Origin of the sequence: Streptomyces tropicalis (genome assembly GCF_029269835.1) — a bacterium.
GTDB lineage: Bacteria > Actinomycetota > Actinomycetes > Streptomycetales > Streptomycetaceae > Streptomyces > Streptomyces tropicalis.
In genome coordinates this window covers 164,549-184,303 of record NZ_JARJBB010000011.1, presented here as the reverse complement: position 1 = coordinate 184,303, position 19,755 = coordinate 164,549, and the positions used below count along the sequence as shown (strand labels likewise).

At 71.9% G+C, this 19,755-nt stretch carries 20 protein-coding genes and 3 tRNA genes; 16 read left to right on the top strand and 7 right to left on the bottom strand.

Going from position 1 to position 19,755, the window contains the following annotated elements:
- The first annotated feature begins 3 nt into the window (after positions 1-3).
- The 5 genes from P3H78_RS21840 to P3H78_RS21820 all read left to right on the top strand — a co-directional run bounded on the left by P3H78_RS21840 (position 4) and on the right by P3H78_RS21820 (position 5,288).
- Positions 4-1,578, top strand: coding sequence for a complex I subunit 4 family protein (locus P3H78_RS21840; protein WP_276110774.1), 1,575 nt, complete (start codon positions 4-6; stop codon positions 1,576-1,578).
- Positions 1,575-3,098, top strand: coding sequence for an NADH-quinone oxidoreductase subunit N (locus P3H78_RS21835; RefSeq protein WP_276110773.1), 1,524 nt, complete (start codon positions 1,575-1,577; stop codon positions 3,096-3,098). Before P3H78_RS21840 ends, P3H78_RS21835 begins: the two co-directional genes overlap by 4 nt.
- A gap of 272 nt (positions 3,099-3,370) precedes the next feature.
- Positions 3,371-4,234 carry a zinc metalloprotease HtpX gene (gene htpX, locus P3H78_RS21830; RefSeq protein WP_276110772.1) on the top strand — a complete coding sequence of 288 codons (864 nt, stop codon included), beginning with the start codon at positions 3,371-3,373 and terminating at the stop codon, positions 4,232-4,234.
- Positions 4,231-4,623 (top strand): YccF domain-containing protein, encoded by a 393-nt coding sequence (locus tag P3H78_RS21825; RefSeq protein ID WP_276110771.1) that lies wholly within the window; start codon positions 4,231-4,233, stop codon positions 4,621-4,623. The genes htpX and P3H78_RS21825 overlap by 4 nt, the downstream gene beginning before the upstream one ends.
- Positions 4,624-4,721: 98 nt before the next feature.
- The gene (locus P3H78_RS21820) at positions 4,722-5,288 is read left to right on the top strand and encodes an SMI1/KNR4 family protein (RefSeq protein WP_276110770.1); all 567 of its coding nucleotides are present in this window, start codon (positions 4,722-4,724) and stop codon (positions 5,286-5,288) included.
- A gap of 168 nt (positions 5,289-5,456) precedes the next feature.
- Here the strand turns inward: P3H78_RS21820 and P3H78_RS21815 are convergent, their stop codons facing one another.
- The gene (locus P3H78_RS21815; RefSeq protein WP_276110769.1) at positions 5,457-6,719 is read right to left on the bottom strand and encodes an APC family permease; all 1,263 of its coding nucleotides are present in this window, start codon (positions 6,717-6,719) and stop codon (positions 5,457-5,459) included.
- Positions 6,720-6,959: 240 nt separating this feature from the next.
- Here P3H78_RS21815 and P3H78_RS21810 point away from each other — a divergent pair, with 240 nt between their 5' ends.
- Positions 6,960-7,226, top strand: coding sequence for a GlsB/YeaQ/YmgE family stress response membrane protein (locus P3H78_RS21810; protein ID WP_276110768.1), 267 nt, complete (start codon positions 6,960-6,962; stop codon positions 7,224-7,226).
- A 114-nt stretch (positions 7,227-7,340) separates the two neighbouring features.
- On the opposite strand, the gene P3H78_RS21805 is transcribed toward P3H78_RS21810, so the two are convergent.
- Entirely contained in the window at positions 7,341-7,829 is a 489-nt protein-coding gene (locus P3H78_RS21805) for a YajQ family cyclic di-GMP-binding protein (RefSeq protein ID WP_276110767.1), read from the bottom strand.
- A gap of 222 nt (positions 7,830-8,051) precedes the next feature.
- Between P3H78_RS21805 and P3H78_RS21800 the strand changes: the two genes are divergently transcribed.
- Positions 8,052-8,133 (top strand) — tRNA-Tyr (locus P3H78_RS21800).
- Positions 8,134-8,929: 796 nt separating this feature from the next.
- Here the strand turns inward: P3H78_RS21800 and P3H78_RS21795 are convergent.
- From P3H78_RS21795 to P3H78_RS21785, 3 genes are all read right to left on the bottom strand, one after another.
- Positions 8,930-9,430 (bottom strand): hypothetical protein, encoded by a 501-nt coding sequence (locus P3H78_RS21795; RefSeq protein ID WP_276110766.1) that lies wholly within the window; start codon positions 9,428-9,430, stop codon positions 8,930-8,932.
- A 65-nt stretch (positions 9,431-9,495) separates the two neighbouring features.
- On the bottom strand, positions 9,496-10,083 hold the full coding sequence (locus P3H78_RS21790) for a hypothetical protein (protein ID WP_276110765.1): 588 nt from the start codon (positions 10,081-10,083) through the stop codon (positions 9,496-9,498).
- A 528-nt stretch (positions 10,084-10,611) separates the two neighbouring features.
- A complete protein-coding gene (locus P3H78_RS21785; RefSeq protein ID WP_276110764.1) occupies positions 10,612-11,877 on the bottom strand; it encodes a hypothetical protein in 1,266 nt (421 codons plus the stop codon).
- Positions 11,878-12,111: 234 nt separating this feature from the next.
- Between P3H78_RS21785 and P3H78_RS21780 the strand changes: the two genes are divergently transcribed.
- Positions 12,112-12,324 carry a hypothetical protein gene (locus P3H78_RS21780; protein WP_276110763.1) on the top strand — a complete coding sequence of 71 codons (213 nt, stop codon included), beginning with the start codon at positions 12,112-12,114 and terminating at the stop codon, positions 12,322-12,324.
- A gap of 47 nt (positions 12,325-12,371) precedes the next feature.
- Here P3H78_RS21780 and P3H78_RS21775 read toward each other — a convergent pair whose 3' ends face one another.
- Together P3H78_RS21775 and P3H78_RS21770 are read right to left on the bottom strand one after the other, a co-directional pair.
- The gene (locus tag P3H78_RS21775) at positions 12,372-13,028 is read right to left on the bottom strand and encodes an SDR family oxidoreductase (RefSeq protein WP_276110762.1); all 657 of its coding nucleotides are present in this window, start codon (positions 13,026-13,028) and stop codon (positions 12,372-12,374) included.
- Between the two features lie 259 nt (positions 13,029-13,287).
- Positions 13,288-14,568: an amidohydrolase family protein gene (locus tag P3H78_RS21770; protein ID WP_276110761.1), complete on the bottom strand. Its 1,281-nt coding sequence runs from the start codon at positions 14,566-14,568 to the stop codon at positions 13,288-13,290.
- A gap of 343 nt (positions 14,569-14,911) precedes the next feature.
- Between P3H78_RS21770 and P3H78_RS21765 the strand changes: the two genes are divergently transcribed.
- The 8 genes from P3H78_RS21765 (at position 14,912) to P3H78_RS21730 (ending at position 19,703) form a co-directional block, all read left to right on the top strand.
- Positions 14,912-14,984 (top strand) — tRNA-Thr (locus P3H78_RS21765).
- Positions 14,985-15,030: 46 nt separating this feature from the next.
- Positions 15,031-15,103: transfer RNA gene (locus P3H78_RS21760), tRNA-Met, on the top strand.
- Between the two features lie 89 nt (positions 15,104-15,192).
- Positions 15,193-15,357: a 50S ribosomal protein L33 gene (gene rpmG / locus P3H78_RS21755; protein ID WP_003948671.1), complete on the top strand. Its 165-nt coding sequence runs from the start codon at positions 15,193-15,195 to the stop codon at positions 15,355-15,357.
- Between the two features lie 87 nt (positions 15,358-15,444).
- The gene (locus tag P3H78_RS21750; RefSeq protein WP_276110760.1) at positions 15,445-15,897 is read left to right on the top strand and encodes a MaoC family dehydratase N-terminal domain-containing protein; all 453 of its coding nucleotides are present in this window, start codon (positions 15,445-15,447) and stop codon (positions 15,895-15,897) included.
- A 4-nt stretch (positions 15,898-15,901) separates the two neighbouring features.
- A complete protein-coding gene (locus tag P3H78_RS21745; protein WP_276110759.1) occupies positions 15,902-16,330 on the top strand; it encodes a MaoC family dehydratase in 429 nt (142 codons plus the stop codon).
- A gap of 115 nt (positions 16,331-16,445) precedes the next feature.
- Complete coding sequence (locus P3H78_RS21740) at positions 16,446-17,015, top strand: TetR/AcrR family transcriptional regulator (protein ID WP_276110758.1); 570 nt, start codon at positions 16,446-16,448, stop codon at positions 17,013-17,015.
- 118 nt (positions 17,016-17,133) lie between these two features.
- Positions 17,134-18,591 carry a DHA2 family efflux MFS transporter permease subunit gene (locus P3H78_RS21735; RefSeq protein WP_276110757.1) on the top strand — a complete coding sequence of 486 codons (1,458 nt, stop codon included), beginning with the start codon at positions 17,134-17,136 and terminating at the stop codon, positions 18,589-18,591.
- A 56-nt stretch (positions 18,592-18,647) separates the two neighbouring features.
- Positions 18,648-19,703 carry a UDP-N-acetylmuramate dehydrogenase gene (locus P3H78_RS21730; RefSeq protein ID WP_276110756.1) on the top strand — a complete coding sequence of 352 codons (1,056 nt, stop codon included), beginning with the start codon at positions 18,648-18,650 and terminating at the stop codon, positions 19,701-19,703.
- Positions 19,704-19,755 lie beyond the last annotated feature (52 nt).

Here is a 19,755-nt window from a genome sequence, read left to right as displayed (position 1 = left end):
GGCGTGATCGATAGCAGCGAGTCCGTGATGCAGTTCCTTCTGGCGTTCGTCGTCGTCGCCCCGCTCCTCGGGGCGCTCGCCGCCCTCCTGCCGGCGCCGCCCGGACTGAAGGGGAAGTCGCCCGAGCAGGCCGTGCTGCGGCACGGCGTCACCGTCACCGCGGCCGTCCTCGTCGCCGCCGTGGTCCTGGCGCTCGGCTTCGACAGCGCCCACCCCTCGAAGATGCAGGCCACGACCGACATCAGCTGGATCCCCGCACTCCATGTGCGCATCCACCTCGGCATCGACGGCATCTCGCTCCCCCTCGTCGTCCTGACCGCGCTGCTGACCTTCCTCTGCGCGCTGTACAGCTACTTCAACATGCCTTCCGGGCCCGGCCCGAAGGCCTTCGTCGCCCTGCTCCTGCTGCTGGAGTCCGGCACCCTCGCGACCTTCGCCGTCCTCGACCTGCTGCTGTTCTTCCTGGCCTTCGAGACGGTGCTCGTCCCCATGTACTTCCTGATCGCCCGCTGGGGCGGCCGGGCCCGCCAGGCGGCGGCCTGGCGGTTCATCCTCTACACCCTGCTCGGCTCGGTCGTCATGCTGCTGGGCCTGCTCCTGATCGGAATCAAGGCGGGCACGTTCGACATGGTGGCACTCGCCACTGACAACGGCCGCTCGCTGACCGCATCCGTGCAGGTCGTCGCCGTTCTGGCGATCGGGATCGGGCTGGCGGTGAAGACTCCGATGTGGCCGCTGCACAGCTGGCTGCCGGACGCCCACACCGCCGCCCCGACCGCCGGCTCGGTCCTGCTGGCCGGCGTCATGCTGAAGATGGGTACGTACGGTTTCGTCCGGATTCTTCTCCCGATCGCGCCCGACGGGTTCCGCACCTTCGCGCCCTACCTCGCCGCCTTCGCCGTCGTCGGGATCGTCTACGGATCCCTCGCCTGCCTCGCCCTCGCCAAACGGGGCGCCAAGGGCGACCTGAAACGGCTCATCGCCTACTCCTCCGTCGGGCACATGGGCTTCGTCCTCCTCGGCATCGCCACCATGACGCCCACCGGCGTGAACGGCGCCCTGTTCGCCAACATCGCCCACGGCCTCATCACCGGCCTGCTGTTCTTCCTGGTCGGCGCGTTGAAGGACCGCACCGGCAGCACCGACCTCGACACCCTCGCCGAGCACACCGGCGCCGCGCTCTACGGCAGGGCACCGCGCCTCGGCGGCCTGCTCGCCTTCGGAGCCGTCGCCTCGCTCGGACTGCCCGGCCTGGCCGGGTTCTGGGGGGAGATGCTCGCCATGTTCGGCGCGTTCAAGCCCGCCGCCGACCTGAGCCGGCCCGCCTTCCTCACCTTCATGGCGATCGCCGCCCTCGGCACCCTGCTGACAGCCGCGTACATGCTCGCGGTGGTCCGCCGCGTCTGCATGGGCGCCGTACCCGAGCAGGCGCCGCACCTCGCCGACGTCCGCAGCTACGAGTTCGCGGCCTGGACCCCGCTCGTCGCCCTCACCGTCGTCGCCGGGCTCTGGCCGAAGGCCCTGCTCGGCCTGACCGACCCGGCCGTGCAGCAGCTCCTCGCAGGAGGCACCCGATGAGCGCCCTGGCCGAGCCCCTGGCCGCCTCCGCGGTCCAGTCCGTCGACTGGCTCGCGATCGCCCCGCCCACCCTCGCCGCCGTGTTCGCCCTCGTGGTGCTCGTCGCCGACCTGTTCGTGCCCGACACCCGCAAGAGCCTCCTCGGCTGGACCTCCGTCGCGGGCCTCGGCGCCTCCCTCCTGACGCTGCTGCCCCTCCTCCACAAGGACCGCAGCACCTTCTGCCTCAGCGGCCACACCGGCGTCTGCAGCTACACCGCCGACCGCTTCACCCTCGTCGTCCAGCTCCTCGTCCTCGGTGGCGCCCTGCTCGCGGCCCTGCTCTCCGTCACCGTGCTGAAGGACGCCCGCAAGGCACTGCCCGAGGGCGAGTACTGGTTCCTGCTGCTCTCCTCGGCCGCGGGCGCCGCGCTGCTGCCCGCCTCCCGCGACCTCGCCACCCTGATCGTGGCGCTGGAGGTCGCCTCCCTGCCCGCCTTCGCCCTCGTCGGACTCCGGCACGGCGACCGCCGGTCCTCCGACGCCGCGCTCAAGTTCTTCCTGTCCTCGGTCACCGCCACCGCGGTCGGCCTGCTGGGCATCAGCTTCGTCTACGCCTGCACCGGCACCCTCTACCTCACCCGGATCGCCGACCGCATCCAGCACGTCGACGGGCAGCTCCACACCCTCGCCCAGACCGGCGTCGTCCTCACCCTCGTCGGCTTCGCCTTCAAGGCGGCCGCCGTCCCCTTCCACTTCTGGGTCCCCGACACCTACGTCGGCGCACCCCTGCCGATCGCCGCCTACCTCTCGGTCGTCGGCAAGGCGGTCGGCTTCTCCGGACTGATCCTCGTCACCGTCGTCGCCTTCCCGTCGTACGCCGACGTCTGGGGCCCGGCCCTGGCCGTGCTGGCCGCGCTCACCATGACCGTCGGCAACGTCGGCGCCCTGCGCCAGCAGGCCACGCGCGCGTACAGCGCGGTCCGGCTGCTCGCCTGGTCGTCCGTCGGTCAGGCCGGCTACCTCCTGGTCCCGATCGCCGCCGCCGGCTACACCAAGGACGCCCAGAGGACGATCGGCTCCACCCTGGCCTACGCGCTGATGTACGCCGCCGTGAACCTCGGCGCCTTCGCCGTCGCCGCGCTGGTGGGCCGGACCCGTATCCGCAACCGCGTCGCCGACTACCGCGGCCTCTACGCCACGAACCCGGCCACCGCACTCCTCCTGGCCTTCTTCCTGCTGTGCCTGGCCGGACTCCCGCCGGGTGTGATCGGCCTCTTCGCCAAGGTCACGGTCTTCTCCACCGCCGTCGACGCCGGACTCGGCTGGCTGGCCGCCGTCATGGCCGTCAACGTCGTGATCGCGCTGTTCTACTACCTCCAGTGGACGACGCTGCTGTTCCGGGCTCCCGAGGGCGAACCCGCCCGCCATCGCGTCCCGGGCCCCCTCACGGCCGCGATCACCCTGACGGCGGTGCTCGCCGTCTCCCTCTCCGGCGCACCGCAGCTCGTCCTCCGCTTCGCGGACACCGCCCTGTTCTGACCGGCGCCACCGCCGCAGCCGATCCGAACACCCACCCCGTCCCGGCGCGTCGGCCCGCCGGGGCGGGGCACCCGCACGCCACGCGCGCGTGCCGCCCCCTCCGCAACTCACCCGGACGGGCCCGCCGGGCGCCGCCCGCGGACCAGGGAACCAGCGGCCCTCGCCTGGCGTTGACCAGTACGGAAGGGTCCACTGGACGTGACACCACGGCACCAGGGGCACCGGGACAGAAAGCGAAGGGTTCCCCTGCCGCACCACTTGGAGGGCGTACCGTGCACCGCCGGCACAACGGGCTCAGGACCGCAGCACTCCTCGGGGGGCTGTCCGCGCTCATCATCGTCATCGGCAGCTTCTTCGGCCGTACCGGCCTGATCGTGGCGGTCCTCGTCGCCCTCGGCACCAACGCCTACGCGTACTGGAACAGCGACAAGCTCGCTCTGCGCGCCATGCGCGCCCGCCCGGTGAGCGAGTTCGAGGCCCCGGCCCTCTACCGCATGGTCCGCGAGCTCTCCACCCAGGCCCGCCAGCCCATGCCCCGCCTGTACATCTCCCCGACGGAGGCGCCGAACGCCTTCGCCACCGGCCGCAACCCGCGCAACGCAGCCGTGTGCTGCACGGAGGGCATCCTGCGCCTGCTCGACGAGCGCGAGCTGCGCGGCGTCATCGGCCACGAGCTCAGCCACGTCTACAACCGCGACATCCTCATCTCCTCCGTGGCCGGAGCGCTCGCCTCCGTGATCATGTTCCTGGTCAACTTCGCCTGGCTCATCCCGATCGGCCGCTCGGACGACGACGAGGGCCCCGGCATCCTCGGCCTGCTCCTGATCATGATCCTCGGCCCGCTCGCGGCCTCCCTCATCCAACTGGCCATCAGCCGCTCCCGGGAGTACGAGGCCGACGCCTCAGGCGCCCGGATCACGGGTGACCCCCTCGCCCTCGCCAGTGCCCTGCGCAAGCTCGAGGCCGGCACCCAGCAGCTGCCGCTGCCTCCGGAGCCGCGCATCGAGACCGCGAGTCACATGATGATCGCGAACCCGTTCCGGCCGGGGCAGGGACTGTCCAAGATGTTCTCCACGCATCCGCCGATGGCGGAGCGCATCGCCCGACTCGAGCAGATGGCAGGTCGTCACCAGTGAAGACACTCCTCAACATCATCTGGCTGATCCTGAGCGGCTTCTGGCTGTTCCTCGGATACCTCTTCGCCGGGTTGCTGCTCTGCATCACCATCATCGGCATCCCGTTCGGAGTCGCCGCCTTCCGCATCGGCGTCTACGCCCTGTGGCCCTTCGGGTACACCACGGTCGAGCGCCAGGACGCCGGCGCCCCCTCCTGCGTCGGCAACGTGCTCTGGCTGGTCCTGGCCGGCTGGTGGCTGGCGCTCGCCCACATCGCCACGGGCATCGCCCTCTGCCTCACGATCATCGGCATCCCGTTCGGCATCGCCAACTTCAAGCTGATCCCGGTCTCGCTGCTGCCGCTGGGCCGCGAAATCGTCCGCACGGACGAGCCGTTCGCCGCGCGCTGAGGAGCCGTCCGCAGCCCCCCGGCCGCGGCACCTCTCCGCCGCCCACAGGTTTTCCACAGGCCCGCCCGGCTGTCGGTGCGGGCCTGCATCATGAACCCATGACCGCACACGAGCAGTTGCTGACCCGGGTGGAGGCCAAGGCCCGCGACACCCGCCCCTGGGGCTGGACTTCACTCCCCGCCCCCGCCGCGGTGGACACCGTGACCCGAGCCGAGGCCGCGCTGGGCTTCCGCCTGCCCCCGCTGCTCGCCCAGCTCTACACCCGCATAGGCGACGGCGGATTCGGCCCGGAGTACGGTCTGCTGCCCCTGCTCGACAGCCTCCCCGCCGGCGAGCCCGCCGCGGTCCCCCAGTACCTCGCGCACCGCGAGAGCGGCCGCACGGACCCGGACTGGCCCTGGCCCGAAGGCGTCCTGCCCATATCCCACTGGGGCTGCGCCATGTACGCCTGCGTGGACTGCCGCTCCCCGGAAGCCACCGTCCTCCTCTTCGAGCCGAACCCGGGGGACCCCGACCGGGCCTGGTTCGTCGACGCCCCCAGCCTCAGCGAGTGGCTGCGCGCCTGGGTCGATGGCACGGGCTGGTACGAGGAGGCAGGCGACGAGCCGGGCATGCTCCCGTGGCCCGACTACCGCATACGCACCGGCCGGACCGCTGCACCCTGACCCCGCCCGGGCTCCGTTCCCACCAGCGCCGCCCCGGTGTCCGGCACCCACGGGCAGCGCACCCACAGCCACAGGCCCGGCCCCGCACCCACGGGTGCCGTGGCCCCGACACATGCAGCGACGAATGCGAGTCGAGGCATCCCGTCGCCGCTACCGCCGCTACCGCCGCTACCGCCGCTCAGCGCCCTGCCGGGCCCGCCGCCGCACGCCGTACCAGAGGACGCCCACCGCCAGCACGCCCGCGCCCACGACCACCGAGAGCCACGGCAGCGCACCCGCAAGCACCGCGCACCCGACCAGCCCCACCGCCGGCACCACCCGACGGGCGGTGGAGGTGTCGAGGGTCCAGGCGGAGGCGTTCGCGACCGCGTAGTACGCCAGCACACCGAAGGAGGAGAAGCCGATCGCACCGCGGACGTCCACCGTGGCGGCGAGGACCGCGACCACCGCGCCCACGGCCAGCTCGGCCCGGTGGGGCACCTGGAAGCGGGGATGCACGGTGGCGAGCCCCCGGGGCAGATACCCGTCCCGTGCCATGGCCAGTGTGGTGCGCGAGACGCCCAGGATCAGCGCCAGCAGCGACCCCAGCGCCGCCACGGCGGCCCCCACCCGCACCACCGGCACCAGCCCGGGTACCCCGGCTTCGCGGACCGCATCGGCGAGCGGCGCACCCGCCTGCCCGAGCCCGTCCGGTCCGAGCACCGACAGCACGGCGACGGCCACACAGCCGTACACCGCCAGCGTGATGCCCAGCGCCAGCGGAATCGCGCGGGGGATGGTGCGCGCCGGATCCCGGACCTCCTCGCCGAGGGTGGCGATCCGCGCGTACCCGGCGAACGCGAAGAACAGCAGGCCGGCGGCCTGAAGCACGCCCCCGACGCCCGTGGAGTGACCGACGGCCAGCCGGCCGGCCGCCGAGGCACCGGACCCCAGACACACGACGACCACCGAGGAGAGGACCGCGAGGACAACCGCCACGATCAGCCGGGTCAGCCAGGCGGACTTCTGGATGCCGCCGTAGTTCACCGCGGTCAGCGCGACGACCGCGGCGACCGCCACGGCGTGCCCCTGTCCGGGCCAGACGTACGCCCCCACGGTCAGTGCCATCGCCGCGCAGGAGGCCGTCTTGCCGACCACGAACGCCCAGCCCGCGAGATAGCCCCAGAACGGACCGAGCCGCTCCCGCCCGTACACGTACGTACCGCCCGAGGCCGGGTACCGGGCCGCGAGCCACGCCGACGACATGGCGTTGCAGTAGGCGACCACGGCCGCGACCCCGAGCCCGATCAGCAGCCCGGACCCGCCCGCGCGGGCTGCGGGCCCCAGCGCGGCGAAGATCCCCGCGCCGATCATGGAACCGAGACCGACGACCACGGCGTCCCCGAGGCCCAGGGAGCGCCGCAGTACGGAGGGAGAAACGGGCGGTGTCATGGCGCGCACCCTACTGACCGGTGCAACCGCCGGGTGTCACCGCGGCGTCCCCCTCCTCAACGGCGGACGAACACGCGGAGGCGACCGCCACGGCGCACACCGCACGGCCGCGGCGGGTACGGCGCCCGCGCCGCCCGGCCGCCCGGCGGAAGGCCCGCGGCCTGCCGGCGCACCGTCCGCCCCCATGGAGATCACACCTCCGGGACGGTGAGGCACGGCGTGGAAGGGCAGGTTCAAGGCATGACGATCATCAGTTGGATCATCCTGGGGCTCCTGGCCGGGGCCGTCGCCAAGTTCCTGCTGCCGGGCCGTGATCCGGGCGGCTTCATCGGCACGACGCTGATCGGTGTCGCGGGCGCGTTCATCGGCGGCTGGATCTCGGCCCGCTGGCTGGACCACCCGATCAGCAAGACCTTCTACGACGGAGCCACCTGGGCCGCGGCGATCGGCGGCTCGCTCGTGCTGCTCATCGCCTACCGCATCCTGTTCGGCAACTCGCGCGACTGAGCCACGCCCCGCGTCCGATGCGCCCTCGGCCGACGCGCCTGAGCCGGCGTCTCCCGGCCGTGCGCACCGGCCGCCGGCCGGGACGGGGCTCCGGCCGGCGGCGGGCGCGGCGGACTACCGGTAGTTCACGAACTGCAGCGCGAAGTCGAAGTCCTTGCCCTTGAGCAGGGCGATCACGGTCTGCAGGTCGTCACGGCTCTTGGAGCTGACCCGCAGCTCCTCGCCCTGGACCTGCGCCTTGATGCCCTTCGGACCCTCATCGCGGATGATCTTCGCGACCTTCTTGGCGTTGTCCTGGGAGATGCCCTCCTCGATCGTCGCGAAGATCTTGTACTCCTTGCCGGAGAGCTGCGGCTCGCCCGCGTCCAGGGCCTTCAGCGAGATGCCCCGCTTGATCAGCTTGGACTGGAAGACGTCGAGCACGGCGTTCACACGGTCCTCGGAGTTCGCCTCCATGAGGATCTTCTCCCCGGACCACGAGATCGAGGCGCCCACGCCCTTGAAGTCGTAGCGCTGCGAGATCTCCTTGGCGGTCTGGTTGAGGGCGTTGTCGACCTCCTGCCGCTCGACCTTCGAGACGATGTCGAAACTGGAGTCGGCCATGTCCTGTGGCTCCTTCTGAGGGGGCGTATGGGTGCCTGCCGGCGGGCGCGGGGGTGACCGCCTGGCCCGGCGTGAAGCACGGGCCGCATCCGGACAAGCCTAGCCACACCCGGTCACCGGAGCGGCGATCAATCGGGTGGCGAAGCACCCCTCGGCATCGGGTATTGTTTACGTCGTTGCCAGCGAGCACCGCCGAAAAGCGGTTCGAGCGGCACCAACCCCGGCGGTGTGCCCGAGCGGCCAAAGGGAGCAGACTGTAAATCTGCCGGCTCAGCCTTCCCAGGTTCGAATCCTGGCGCCGCCACGCTGAGAGAGACCCCCTCCGAACTGCGGAAACGCAGAGCGGAGGGGGTTTCTTCCTGCTCCAGCGCCGATGCTCGGGCGGGCCCGAAAAGTGGCGACTCGTCTCACCTCGTCACGCCGGAATCCCGGCGGCCCTGAGCAGCGCGTGTCCCCCAGGCGTCCCCCCAGGCGGTCCCCCGGGGGACGGACCCACGTCGCCCCACTCCTGCAGCGCAGCCTCGATCTGCTCGTTGGCCCGGTGCCGGGTCTGTGCCAGCACCTTGGCGTACACGCGAAAGAGCACCGCGATGCTGTGCCGGCTCTCCGTGCACACTCCCTCGGTCCACCTCCGAGCTGAGCCAGAGGGACACCCCAGCATGGCGAAGATCATATGGACGCAGGGTCAGGAGTGAGGCTGCCTCAGCCGGGTTGAGCACTTCCTGCCGCGCCCTGGCCCAGACTTCGTTTCAGGTGTCGGCCCTCATGGAGCCGGCCGTCATCGGTCCATCCCTCTCGGCGCACGCGACCCCCTGACGCAGCGTCAGCGTCTCCCCGCAGGTCTCGGGCAGGTAGCACGGGGGAAGCGCGAGCGATGCGGCCTCGGCCGGCCGCATCGCGGCGTCGTAGAGAAAGCCGAAGAACGCTTCCGGGTGCGCGCCCGAGTCCCCTGCTCGCGCACCTCCGGGGAGGCAATCCTCGCGCGGCCCGTAAATCTGGCTGCTCCGTACGTCAGGTGGGCCCCGCACAGGGATCTCAGGGCATGCGAACGGCCCCCGTAGTGAGGATGAGGGCGCCGGACAGCGGCCGTTCGCGTCGGGCTACCCGAGGCTCGCGGCGAGTGCGCCGTTCTCGGCTTCCTGAGCGGTCAGCTGAACGGTGCCGCGGTGGCTCACCTCGACCTTGTAGAACTTCTCGCCCTTGGGCGCACCGGGGACGGATATGTCGAAGTTGCAGGTGCCGTAGCTCACTGATGCGCTGTCGCCGAGGTGGCCGGTGGCGATGACGTCACCGCTCGCTCCGTACACAGTGACAGAAGCTCCTTCGCTGATGTCGTCGTAGCCGCCGGTCCCTTCGCAGCCGCCACTGCCGTCGCTGCCGGCATCCTCCGTGAGGGCGAAGCTGCCGTTGAGGGTGAAGGTTGCCGGGCCGCTGTGCACGTTGGCGGTGATGGCCCAGATGGCTCCGACGATGCCGGCGCCGACGGCCAGGCCGAGCAGACCTGCTGTGCGCGAGCTGAGCGCCCCCTTCGTCGCCGGCGGAGGCGGGGGCTCGACGGGTGGCGGCGGGGCGGTGGGCTGCGGCGGAAGCTGGTCGGTCACAGTCCCCCCGGACTTTTCGGAGTGGGAGGCCCCACCGGGTACCCGGGGGGGCCGTGCGGGAGTGGCTAGTCCCAGCCGCCGAGGAGACCGGAGTTCAGCTGCGTCTGGCAGATGTTGTAGCCGCCGGAGGCGTGGCCCTTCTTCGTCTTGCCGCCGATGGTGACCGAGCAGTTGATGTCGCCGGAGCCCTGCAACTGAGCCGTCACGCTGTAATACATGGCGTCCTTGTTCACCGGCAGGGTGGCCTCGAACTTGCCGTTGGCGAACTTGCCGTTGCGGTTGTCGCTGTCGGAGCCGTACGTGATGTCGAGCGATCCGAGGGCGCCGGCGGGCGCGGTGCCCCACACCTTGAACAGGACGGTCTTCTTGTCGCCGGCCTTCTTGGTGTCGCCGGCGTTGCTCTTGCTGTCGCTCTTGCTCCCGCCCTTGTCGGCGGCCGCCTTCTCCTGCTTGGACGTGGAGGTGGCCGACTTGGAGTCGTTCGACTTGTCGGAGCCCCCACCGGAGACGGCGGCCGCGATGCAGATCAGGACGACGACGCCGAGGCAGCCCAGGCCCGCGATCTTGCCCTTGCCCTTCTTCGGCGGATGGGGCGGCGGTGCACCCCATCCCTGCTGCGGGTCGGGCTGCTGCGGGTAAGGCTGGTAGCTCATGGAGTCCCCCTCGTTGTATGGCTTGCACGTGTCTGACTCGTGAATATTTCGTGTGGTTGCACGCCTGAGGGGACTTCACTCAATCGTGACCAGCCTCGAAGCAACGTCCGCATTGCAGGTGACGTCCGGGGTGCGGCAGCGTGGCGGGGGATCGCCGCGGCGGGCTCGGTCGCCTCGTTCCCTGCCGGGTGCACGAGGTACATGGCGAGGCGCGCCACCGCTCGGTGCGGTCACGCACGCAAGGACGGCTCGCTCATGTCGTAGCTCCCGTCGCGGAGCGGCATCCTCGCGTTCGAATCCATCGACATGGATGACCCGGTCGTGGCAGGGCGAGCAAGCTGCGACGGCTCCGATGCAGGGGCGGATCCGAGGTGGTTCCGGGCTGCTCCGGGGAGGCCTTGCCCGCGAGGCGGCTCCGGGCTGTTCCGGGAGGCCTTGCCCGCGACGCGGCTCCGGGCTCTCCCGGGAGGTGTCGCCCACGAGTTGACCGGGCTCGGGGACCACGCTCGGGAATCGCCCAGCTCCGTGTCATTCCTTACGCGTGGGCAGCGCCTTCGCCAGCGCGTCGTTGACCTTCTTGGAGACGTCGTCCGGTGCGGAGATCAGGCTGAGGACGGCCATCACGACGAGGGTGATGCGCAGATTCCCGGCCAGTTCGCCCGATGCGGCCACGCCTGAGATATAAGGAAGGCCGATTCCGGCGCCGGCCAGGATCAGACTCGGGAAGACGCGTTTCGCCACCGATTCGGCGGTGTCCTTCCAGGTTTTCTCCTCGCCCTTCTCCACCACCGGTTCGATATTGCGCAGCAGGGCCTTCCGGTCCCCGAGTGCCAGGTGGGCGAGCCCGTCCAGGAGGTCCTTGACGACGGCGTCGAGTTCGGGGCCGGCCGGTGCGTGGCTCAGGTGTTTCTGGTAGCCCCCTACGTAGCGCGACAGGGCGATCGCGTCGGCCTGGTGCTCGGCGTGGAGCCGGCTTCCGCTCTCGAAGAGCCAGTCCATCTCGAACTCGTTCAGCACGGCGGAGGCGAGACTCCGGATCGCTTGGCAGGCGCGTTCGATCGACGCGCGGGTCGTCCAGTCGCGCGACGAGTGGAGCACGGCCGCCACCGACTCCGTCCACTGGAGAAGGAGCCGGTCGTAGGGGCCGATCGCCTGCCAGTGCGTGCGGATGCGTCTCTGGGCGGCGCTGTCGCAGGCGACCGCACCGGCCACGGCCAGGAAGAAGAACGTGAGGACGAGACCGCTCACGCCGAGCGATTCCAGGGCGCCGGGGCTGTACCAGGAGGGGGGTATCCAACCGAATCGGCCGGCGTAGGAGGCGATCATCTGCGGCTCGCGAAGAAAGGGCCAGGAGGTGACCAGCGGCAGCAGGACCAGGATCGCGGCGGCGAATATCGCCGAAAGGGACGCGGCGAATCTCGACGTGAGGAACAAGAAGAGAAGAGTCACGTACGCGGCCCACACCAGAAGGCCCAGAAAGAAGGTCCAGCCCGCCCACAGAGCGCCGATCGCGAACCCGAGGATCATCAGTGCGGCCACGATGTTGGTGGTCAGATCCTCGACCATTGTGCTCAGTTCCTGGATGGTGACCTCGCGGGCCACGGCCCGCCGGATCGCGCGGCGGATCAGCCGCTGTTCAACCGTTTCCCGTCCGGAGAAGTCGAACGAGTCGAGTTCCGACGCGCGGACGCGTCGCCGGATCGCCTCGGCGACGCGTCGGCGGGTGGAATGCCTGAGATTCCTGTGCCACGGGTCCACCGGCCCCCACGACAGGACCGCGCTCCACGCGCTCACGCCCGCCCCCTCACACGCGTTCCGTCGCGTTCCCCCGAGCGGGCGGCCCGCGCAGCGCAGCTCTCGCCCGACTCGCACCGGCCATCCCAGCACAGCGGCGGAGCCCGCGTACGGCCATCGCGGATCCCGGCGACGGCCGTCCCCGCCGGGACGGCCGCCAAGCAGGCCTGGCGAGGGGTGCCATGTCGCTCGCGGCGCCCGGGCGTTGTCGGTGCCGGGCGGCACACTGGGAGCATGTCCTCCCGCCGCAGGTGCTGTCCCGTGTGTCGCCGTGAGATCGCCGTCGTGGCCGGGAAGTTCGCGCGGCACGACCCGCCGGGGGTGCGGGGGAGCGGCGAGCTGACGTCATGCCCGGGGTCGCGCCGCACAGCGCAACTGGGCGCCGTGCAGGACACCTTGGACGGCTACGCCGTGGCCCCTCTCCCCGGGCAGCTGCCGTTGTTCTAGCCCCCGTGGTCGGCAGACGCAGCCGTTCGAAGAGGTCTGCTCCGCCGTCAGTTCCCCGCCACCGACTTCACCGCGACCGTCACCGGGGTCGAGCCGCTGACCAGTTCCAGCGTGAGACCGGTCGTCGCCGGAGTGTCCACGAGCTCCGCGAGCACGGCGGCCACGTCGTCGCGGGGGATCGTGCCCCGGCCGGTGTGGGCCTCCAGTCGCACGAGCCCCTTGCCGGCGTCGTTCGTGAGCGAGCCGGGGCGCAGGATCGTCCAGTCGAGGGCCGAAAGGGCGCGTACGTGGTCGTCCGCGGCGCCCTTCGCGCGCAGATACGCGTCGAAGACCTCGTCGCCCTGGTGCCGGGCGTCCGCGCCCATCGAGGACACGACCACGTGGCGCCGGACCCCCGCGCGCACGGCCGCGTCGGCGAACAGGATCGCCGCGTCCTTGTCCACCGTGTCCTTGCGGGCCACCCCGCTGCCCGGTCCCGCACCGGCCGCGAAGACCGCCGCGTCCGCACCCCGGAGCCGTTCCGCGACCTCGTCGAGTGAGGTGGACTCCATGTCGAGCACGATCGCCTCGGCGCCGGCGTCCCTCAGGTCGTCGATCTGATCGGGACGGCGGATGATGCCCGCGACCTCGTCGCCGCGCGCGGCGAGCAGCCGCTCCAGCCGCAGCGCGATCTGACCATGTCCCCCAGCGATGACAATGCGCATGATTCCGACCGTACGCCCGGATGGCCGCATCCGCCGCACGACTTCGGTACGCCCCGCCCGTACCCCGGCCGGTGCCCCGCCCACGCCACGGCAGGGGCGACGTGCGGGCGGAGGCCGACGGGCCGACCCCCGGCCGGCTCCCCGCCCGCACCGCCGCAGGGACTGGCGTGCGGGCGGGGGTCGGCGCGCCGACGCGCCGACTCCGGCCGTCGTGCCGCCGTGCCGTCGTGTGCGCGCGCAGGCATGCTGACGCGCGCGCTCAGGACGACTCGCACCGCCCCTGCCGCGGCAGCCCCGGGTCCGACGTCGTCGCCGAGTCGCAGAACTCGCGCACCGCGCTGGTCCGCGCCACCACGCGCCCCCGGTGCACCACCATGCGGCTGTACGCCAGGGAGAGCGCGCCGGAGAGCCGGTCGCCGCGGACCGCGAGGAGTTCGGCGGGGAACCCGGCCTCCACGCGCACCTCGGGCAGGCCGAGCACCGTGCGGGCGGCCGTGCTCACCGCGTCGTACGCCTCCTGCGGCCGCAGCCCGCAGCGCGAGGCCAGCAGGTAGGCCGCCTCCAGCGGGTCGCCCCTCCCCACCGGGTTGGCCACGTCCCGCAGGGCGCCGCTGCCCGCGGCCACCCGCACACCGGCCGACCTCAGCAGCCGGACCGGTGCCGTGTCCCGGCACTCGGAGCCGCCGCAGCCGCCCTGCGGCAGGCAGATCACGCTCACGCCCGCCGCCGCGAGCCGGTCGGCGCCGCGCGCGGCCACCTCGGAGGGCAGCGAGCCGAGGGCGCCGCACGGGCCGAGGGTCACGCCGGGGCGCAGGCCGCCCGCCATCGCGGCGATGCGCGCCAGGCGGGCCGGGTCGCCGCCGTCGGTATGCAGGTCGACGGGGCAGCCGTGCTCGGAGGCGACCTCGAGGACCGCCTCGACGTAGCCGGTCGGATCGGGATCGAGGTCCGGACAGCCACCCACCGCGCAGGCGCCCATCTTGACCGCGTCCCGCAACATCGCCAGCCCGTCCGCCCCGGCCGCCCCCGTCAGCAACCGGGGGACGGCCACCGTCGTCAGCTCGACCAGCCCGCGCAGGGTCCGGCGGGCCCGCAGCACCGCGGTCAGCCCGCCCAGCCCCTGGACGTCGCCCACGCGCACGTGCGCGCGCAGGGCGGTCGCCCCGTGTCCCAGGTGCAGCAGCGCCGCCTCCGTGGCCCGGCGCTGGACGTCCTCCGGGTCGTGGGAGAGGGGGCCGCCGCGGTCGGCGGTCAGGGCGGTGTCGCCGTGCGCGTGCGGCTCCGCGGGAGCCGGCAGGAGGAGGTAGCCGGTGAGGTCCACGCGGGCCCCGCCCTCCGGGCCGCCCGCGCCGCGGCTGGAGGACGCCCCGAGGCTGCCGGCGGTGCCGACCGCCTCGATGCGTCCGCCGGACAGCCGTACGTCCACCGTCCGCCCGTCGGTCAGCCGTGCCCCGCACAGCAGCAGGCCGCCGGGGTCGGGCCGCCCCGACGGCCCCGACGGCGAGGACGACCGGGGTGGCTGCGGCTCACTGTCGGGCATCGCGCTCCAGGGACGACGTGTCGGCGGCGGCTCTCCGGTGCCCGGAGGAGTTGCGGTGGTACGGGTGCGTGGCTGCGCCGGGGGGACGCACGATCACGCAGAGTGAGTCGAGCCTAGGTCGGCTTCCCGGTCGGACGGGGGAGGAGCGCAATAGTCGTACCGGCGTGGCCCGAGGGGCGGACGAGATGGGCCCGAGGGGCGCGGGAGCCCCGGAAACAGGGCCGGACAGGGGGCCGCGAAGCCGCCCTCCGGGCCCCCGGAGAGGGCGGGGACGGGGGCGAGGCCGGGGCGCAGGAACGGATTTGGGCGAACGGCAGCGGACCGTGTAATGTCTTCATCGCTCGCCCCAATAGCTCAGTCGGCAGAGCGTCTCCATGGTAAGGAGAAGGTCAACGGTTCGATTCCGTTTTGGGGCTCTGGTGTGAGAGGTACCCGTCGCAAGGCGGGGCCCGATCGCATCTCAGCGGTGTAGCTCAGTCGGTAGAGCAAGCGGCTCATAATCGCTGTGTCACCGGTTCAAGTCCGGTCACCGCTACTGACAGTAGCCGATTGCGGGGTCGGTCCTTCGATCGGCTACTCTTGCTTGCGTTGTTTTAGTCCACCCGTTCGTCAAGGAGCACTCACGTGGCTGCCACCGACGTCCGCCCGAAGATCACGCTGGCCTGCGTGGAGTGCAAGGAGCGGAACTACATCACCAAGAAGAACCGGCGTAACAACCCGGATCGTCTTGAGATGAAGAAGCACTGCCCGCGTTGCAATGCGCACACCGCGCACCGCGAAACGCGATAAATCAGGCTCATCCATGAGGCCGCCCCCGTACTTGGGGGGCGGCCTCATGGTGTTTCCCCGCACGTGACATCAGGAGGTACCGGGCCCATGGCGCTCGACCAGTCCTTCGTGGGGCGGACCTACCCGCCCACCGCCCCCTACGAAGTGGGGCGGGAGAAGATCCGCGAGTTCGCGGAGGCCGTGGGGGACCCCAACCCGGCCTATGTGGACCCGGAGGCCGCCAAGGCGCTCGGCCACCCCGACGTGATCGCGCCGCCCACCTTCGTGTTCGCGATCACCCACAAGGCCTCGGGTCGGGTGGTCATGGACCCGCAGCTCGGCCTCGACTACAGCCGAGTCGTGCACGGCGACCAGAAGTTCGCCTACACCCGCCCCGTGCGCGCGGGCGACCGGCTCTCCGTCACCTCGACCATCGAGGCCGTCAAGTCGATGGCCGGCAACGACATCCTGGATGTCCGCGGTGACGTCCACGACGAGGCGGGCGAGCACGTCGTGACCGCCTGGACCAAGCTCGTGGCCCGTGCGGCCGAGGAGGCGTGAGCCGATGACCGCGAAGATCGCGTACGACGACGTCGAGGTCGGCACCGAACTGCCGGCGCAGACCTTCTCCGTGACCCGCGCCACCCTCGTCCAGTACGCGGGCGCCTCCGGGGACTTCAACCCGATCCACTGGAACGAGAAGTTCGCCCGGGAGGTCGGGCTGCCGGACGTCATCGCGCACGGCATGTTCACCATGGCGGAGGCGGCCCGGGTCGTCACCGACTGGGTGGGCGACCCCGGGGCGGTCGTCGAGTACGGCGTCCGCTTCACCAAGCCCGTCGTCGTGCCGAACGACGGCCGGGGGGCCACGATCGAGGTCGCCGGCAAGGTCGCGGCCAAGCTCGACGACAACACCGTGCGGGTGGACCTGACCGCCACCAGCGGCGGGCAGAAGGTGCTCGGCATGTCGCGCGCCGTGGTCCGGCTGGCCTGAGCCGGCCTCGGCGGTAAGGGGCGTCCTCTGCGGAGGGCGCCCCTCACCGGTCCCGTCCGTGGGACGCGCCGTGCTCCTCTTGACCAAGTTAGTGAGTGAACACTAACTTCTACCCATGGTCAGGATGAGCGCAGAGGAGCGGCGTGAGAGCGTCGTCCGCGCCGCGATGGGCGAGTTCGCGCGGGGCGGGTACCACGGCACCTCCACCGAGGCGATCGCCCGGCGGGTCGGGGTGTCGCAGCCGTACCTCTTCCGGCTCTTCCCCGGCAAGAAGGCGATCTTCATCGCCGCGGCCGAGCGCTGCGTGGAGGACACCATCCGCACCTTCGAGGAGGCCTCCGACGGGCTGTGCGGCGAAGGGGCCCTGCATGCAATGGCCAACGCCTACACCCGCGTCATCGCCGAACGCCCCGAACTGCTCCAGATGCAGATGCAGATGTACGTCGCGGTGGCCGCCGCGGAGCAGGACGGGGACGAGGAGTTCGGTGAGGCCGTCCGGGCCGGGTGGATGCGCCTGTGGGACGCCGTCCACCTGCCGCTCGGCGGCGACGTCGGCGAGACGACGACCTTCATGGCGTACGGCATGCTCATCAACTGCCTGGTGGCCATGGGGTTTCCGCCCGAGCACCGGGTCTGGGAGGGGCTCTTCCCCTCCGCCCGGCTCAAGGGCCGGCTGGAGAAGTAGGGGCCGCGCGGCGGCACGGGGGCCGTCGCGCGGAAGCCGTCGGCGCGGGCGCTCTTGTGCCCGTAGAAGTTAGTCATCAATAACTAATCTCGACACGGAAGAGTGACTGGGGGAAGCGATGTCCCGACACACCGAAGCGACAGCGGCACCGTACGGAGGACGGGGGCGGGCCGTGTGGGCCCTCGCCCTCACCAGCGTCGCCGGATTCATGGCGGCCCTGGACAACCTCGTCGTCACCACCGCCCTGCCCTCCATCCGCCGGGATCTCGGCGGGGCGCTGGACGACCTGGAATGGACCGTCAGCGCCTACACGCTCACCTTCGCCGTACTGCTCATGTTCGGTGCGGCGCTGGGCGACCGGTTCGGCCGCCGCCGGCTCTTCCTCGCGGGACTCGCCGTGTTCACCGGCGCCTCCGCCGCCGCGGCCGTGGCCCCCGGCATCGACTCCCTCATCGCCGCCCGCGCGGTGCAGGGCGTCGGCGCGGCCGTCATGATGCCGCTGACGCTGACCCTGCTCACCGCGGCCGTGCCCGCGCACCGGCGCGGAATGGCGTACGGCATCTGGGGCGCGGTCAACGGCCTCGCGGTCGCCTCCGGACCCCTCATCGGGGGCAGCCTCACCGAACACGTCTCCTGGCACTGGATCTTCTGGCTCAACGTGCCGCTCGGCCTGGCCCTGCTGCCGCTCGCCCGCCTGCGTCTGGCCGAGTCCCACGGCACCGGCGCGCCCCTGGACGTCCCGGGCACCGTGCTCGCCAGCGGTGGCCTCTTCGGCATCGTCTACGGCCTGGTCCGCGGCCCGGCCGACGGCTGGACCGACACCGTCGTGCTCACCGGCCTGACCGCGGGCGGCGCCCTGCTCGCGGCGTTCGTCCTGCACGGCGCGCGCGCCCGGAACCCGATGCTGCCGATGCGGCTGTTCCGCTCCCGCGCCTTCTCCGGCATCAACGCGGCGAGCCTGCTGATGTTCCTCGGGATGTTCGGGTCGATCTTCCTGCTCAGCCAGTACATGCAGGGCGTGCTCGGCTACTCGCCCACCGAGGCGGGCCTCAGGATGCTGCCCTGGACCGGCATGCCGATGCTCGTGGCGCCCGTCGCCGGGATCCTCTCCGACCGGATCGGCGGCCGGCCCGTCGTCGCGGCCGGCCTGTTCCTCCAGGCCGCGGGACTCGGCTACATGGCCTCCGTGGTGTCCGCCGACGTCTCCTACACCGCCCAGCTGCCCGCACTGATCATCAGCGGGATCGGCATGGCCCTGTTCTTCGCGCCCGCCTCCCACCTGGTCATGTCCAGCGTCCGCCCCGCCGAGCAGGGCATCGCCTCCGGAGCCAACAACGCGCTGCGCGAGGTGGGCGGCGCCCTCGGCATCGCGGTCATGTCGTCGATCTTCACCGCCCGGGGCGGCTACGGGAGCGCCCAGGCCTTCGTCGACGGACTGCGGCCCGCCCTCGTGGTCGGCTCCGCCGTGGTCGCCGTCGCCGGGATCGCGGCGCTCCTGATACCGGGCCGCCGGCACGCCCTCCGGCTCGTGGACGCCGCCGAACCCGCCGCGGCCCCGGAGCCCGCGGTCCGCTGAGCACGTCGGCGGCGGGGGAGCGGGGGCTGTCGGCGGCGTCTCGTAGTCTTGGGCGCGTGCAGGAACTCCACGACGCGCCCCTGGCTCCCCTGACCACCTTCCGGCTCGGCGGCCCCGCCACCCGGCTGATCACCGCGACGACCGACGCCGAGGTGGTCGACGCCGTCCGCGAGGCCGACGCGGCCGGAGTGCCGCTGCTGATCGTCGGCGGCGGGTCCAACCTGGTCGTCGGCGACAAGGGCTTCGACGGCACCGCCCTGCGGATCGCCACCTCCGGCTTCGAGCTGTCCGGCACGACGCTGGAGCTGGCCGCCGGCGAGGTGTGGACCGACGCCGTCGCCCGCACCGTCGAGGCCGGACTCGCCGGCATCGAGTGCCTGTCCGGCATCCCGGGCTCCGCCGGCGCCACCCCCATCCAGAACGTGGGGGCGTACGGCCAGGAGGTCTCCTCGACGATCACGGAGGTCGTCGCGTACGACCGCCGGACGGGCGGGACGGTGACCCTGCCCGCCGAGGACTGCGGCTTCTCCTACCGGCACAGCCGCTTCAAGGCCGACCCCGACCGGTACGTCGTGCTGCGGGTCCGCTTCCTGCTGGAGGACGCAGGCGGCCTGTCCGCACCCCTCAAGTACGCCGAGACGGCCCGCGCGCTCGGCGTGGAGGCCGGCGACCGGGTGCCGCTCGAATCCGCCCGCGACACCGTGCTCAAGCTGCGCGCCGGCAAGGGCATGGTCCTGGACCCCGAGGACCACGACACGTGGTCGGCCGGATCCTTCTTCACCAACCCGATCCTCACGGACGCGGAGTTCACCGCCTTCCGCGCGCGGGTGCGGGAGCGGCTGGGGGAGGGCGCCGAGCCGCCCGCGTACCCGGCGGGGGACGGCCGCACCAAGACCTCCGCGGCCTGGCTGATCGACAAGGCGGGCTTCACCAAGGGGTACGGCACCGGCGCGGCCCGCATCTCCACCAAGCACACGCTCGCACTCACCAACCGCGGCGGCGCCACCACCGAGGACCTGCTCGCGCTGGCCCGCGAGGTGGTGGCCGGGGTCCGCGACGCCTTCGGCGTCACGCTGGTCAACGAGCCGGTGATGGTGGGCACCGCCCTCTGACCCCCCCGGCCGCCCGGTCCGGCACCGCCGGTGGCCCGCCGGGGATCAGCGG

Excerpts from the sequence above, each read along its gene's own strand:
- P3H78_RS21835 (WP_276110773.1), top strand. The coding sequence starts at position 1,575 with ATGAGCGCCCTGGCCGAGCCCCTGGCCGCCTCCGCGGTCCAGTCCGTC.
- P3H78_RS21820 (WP_276110770.1), top strand. The coding sequence starts at position 4,722 with ATGACCGCACACGAGCAGTTGCTGACCCGGGTGGAGGCCAAGGCCCGC.
- P3H78_RS21815 (WP_276110769.1), bottom strand. The coding sequence starts at position 6,719 with ATGACACCGCCCGTTTCTCCCTCCGTACTGCGGCGCTCCCTGGGCCTC.
- P3H78_RS21810 (WP_276110768.1), top strand. The coding sequence starts at position 6,960 with ATGACGATCATCAGTTGGATCATCCTGGGGCTCCTGGCCGGGGCCGTC.
- P3H78_RS21805 (WP_276110767.1), bottom strand. The coding sequence starts at position 7,829 with ATGGCCGACTCCAGTTTCGACATCGTCTCGAAGGTCGAGCGGCAGGAG.
- P3H78_RS21790 (WP_276110765.1), bottom strand. The coding sequence starts at position 10,083 with ATGAGCTACCAGCCTTACCCGCAGCAGCCCGACCCGCAGCAGGGATGG.
- P3H78_RS21780 (WP_276110763.1), top strand. The coding sequence starts at position 12,112 with ATGTCCTCCCGCCGCAGGTGCTGTCCCGTGTGTCGCCGTGAGATCGCC.
- P3H78_RS21775 (WP_276110762.1), bottom strand. The coding sequence starts at position 13,028 with ATGCGCATTGTCATCGCTGGGGGACATGGTCAGATCGCGCTGCGGCTG.
- P3H78_RS21770 (WP_276110761.1), bottom strand. The coding sequence starts at position 14,568 with ATGCCCGACAGTGAGCCGCAGCCACCCCGGTCGTCCTCGCCGTCGGGG.
- P3H78_RS21750 (WP_276110760.1), top strand. The coding sequence starts at position 15,445 with ATGGCGCTCGACCAGTCCTTCGTGGGGCGGACCTACCCGCCCACCGCC.
- P3H78_RS21745 (WP_276110759.1), top strand. The coding sequence starts at position 15,902 with ATGACCGCGAAGATCGCGTACGACGACGTCGAGGTCGGCACCGAACTG.
- P3H78_RS21740 (WP_276110758.1), top strand. The coding sequence starts at position 16,446 with ATGGTCAGGATGAGCGCAGAGGAGCGGCGTGAGAGCGTCGTCCGCGCC.
- P3H78_RS21735 (WP_276110757.1), top strand. The coding sequence starts at position 17,134 with ATGTCCCGACACACCGAAGCGACAGCGGCACCGTACGGAGGACGGGGG.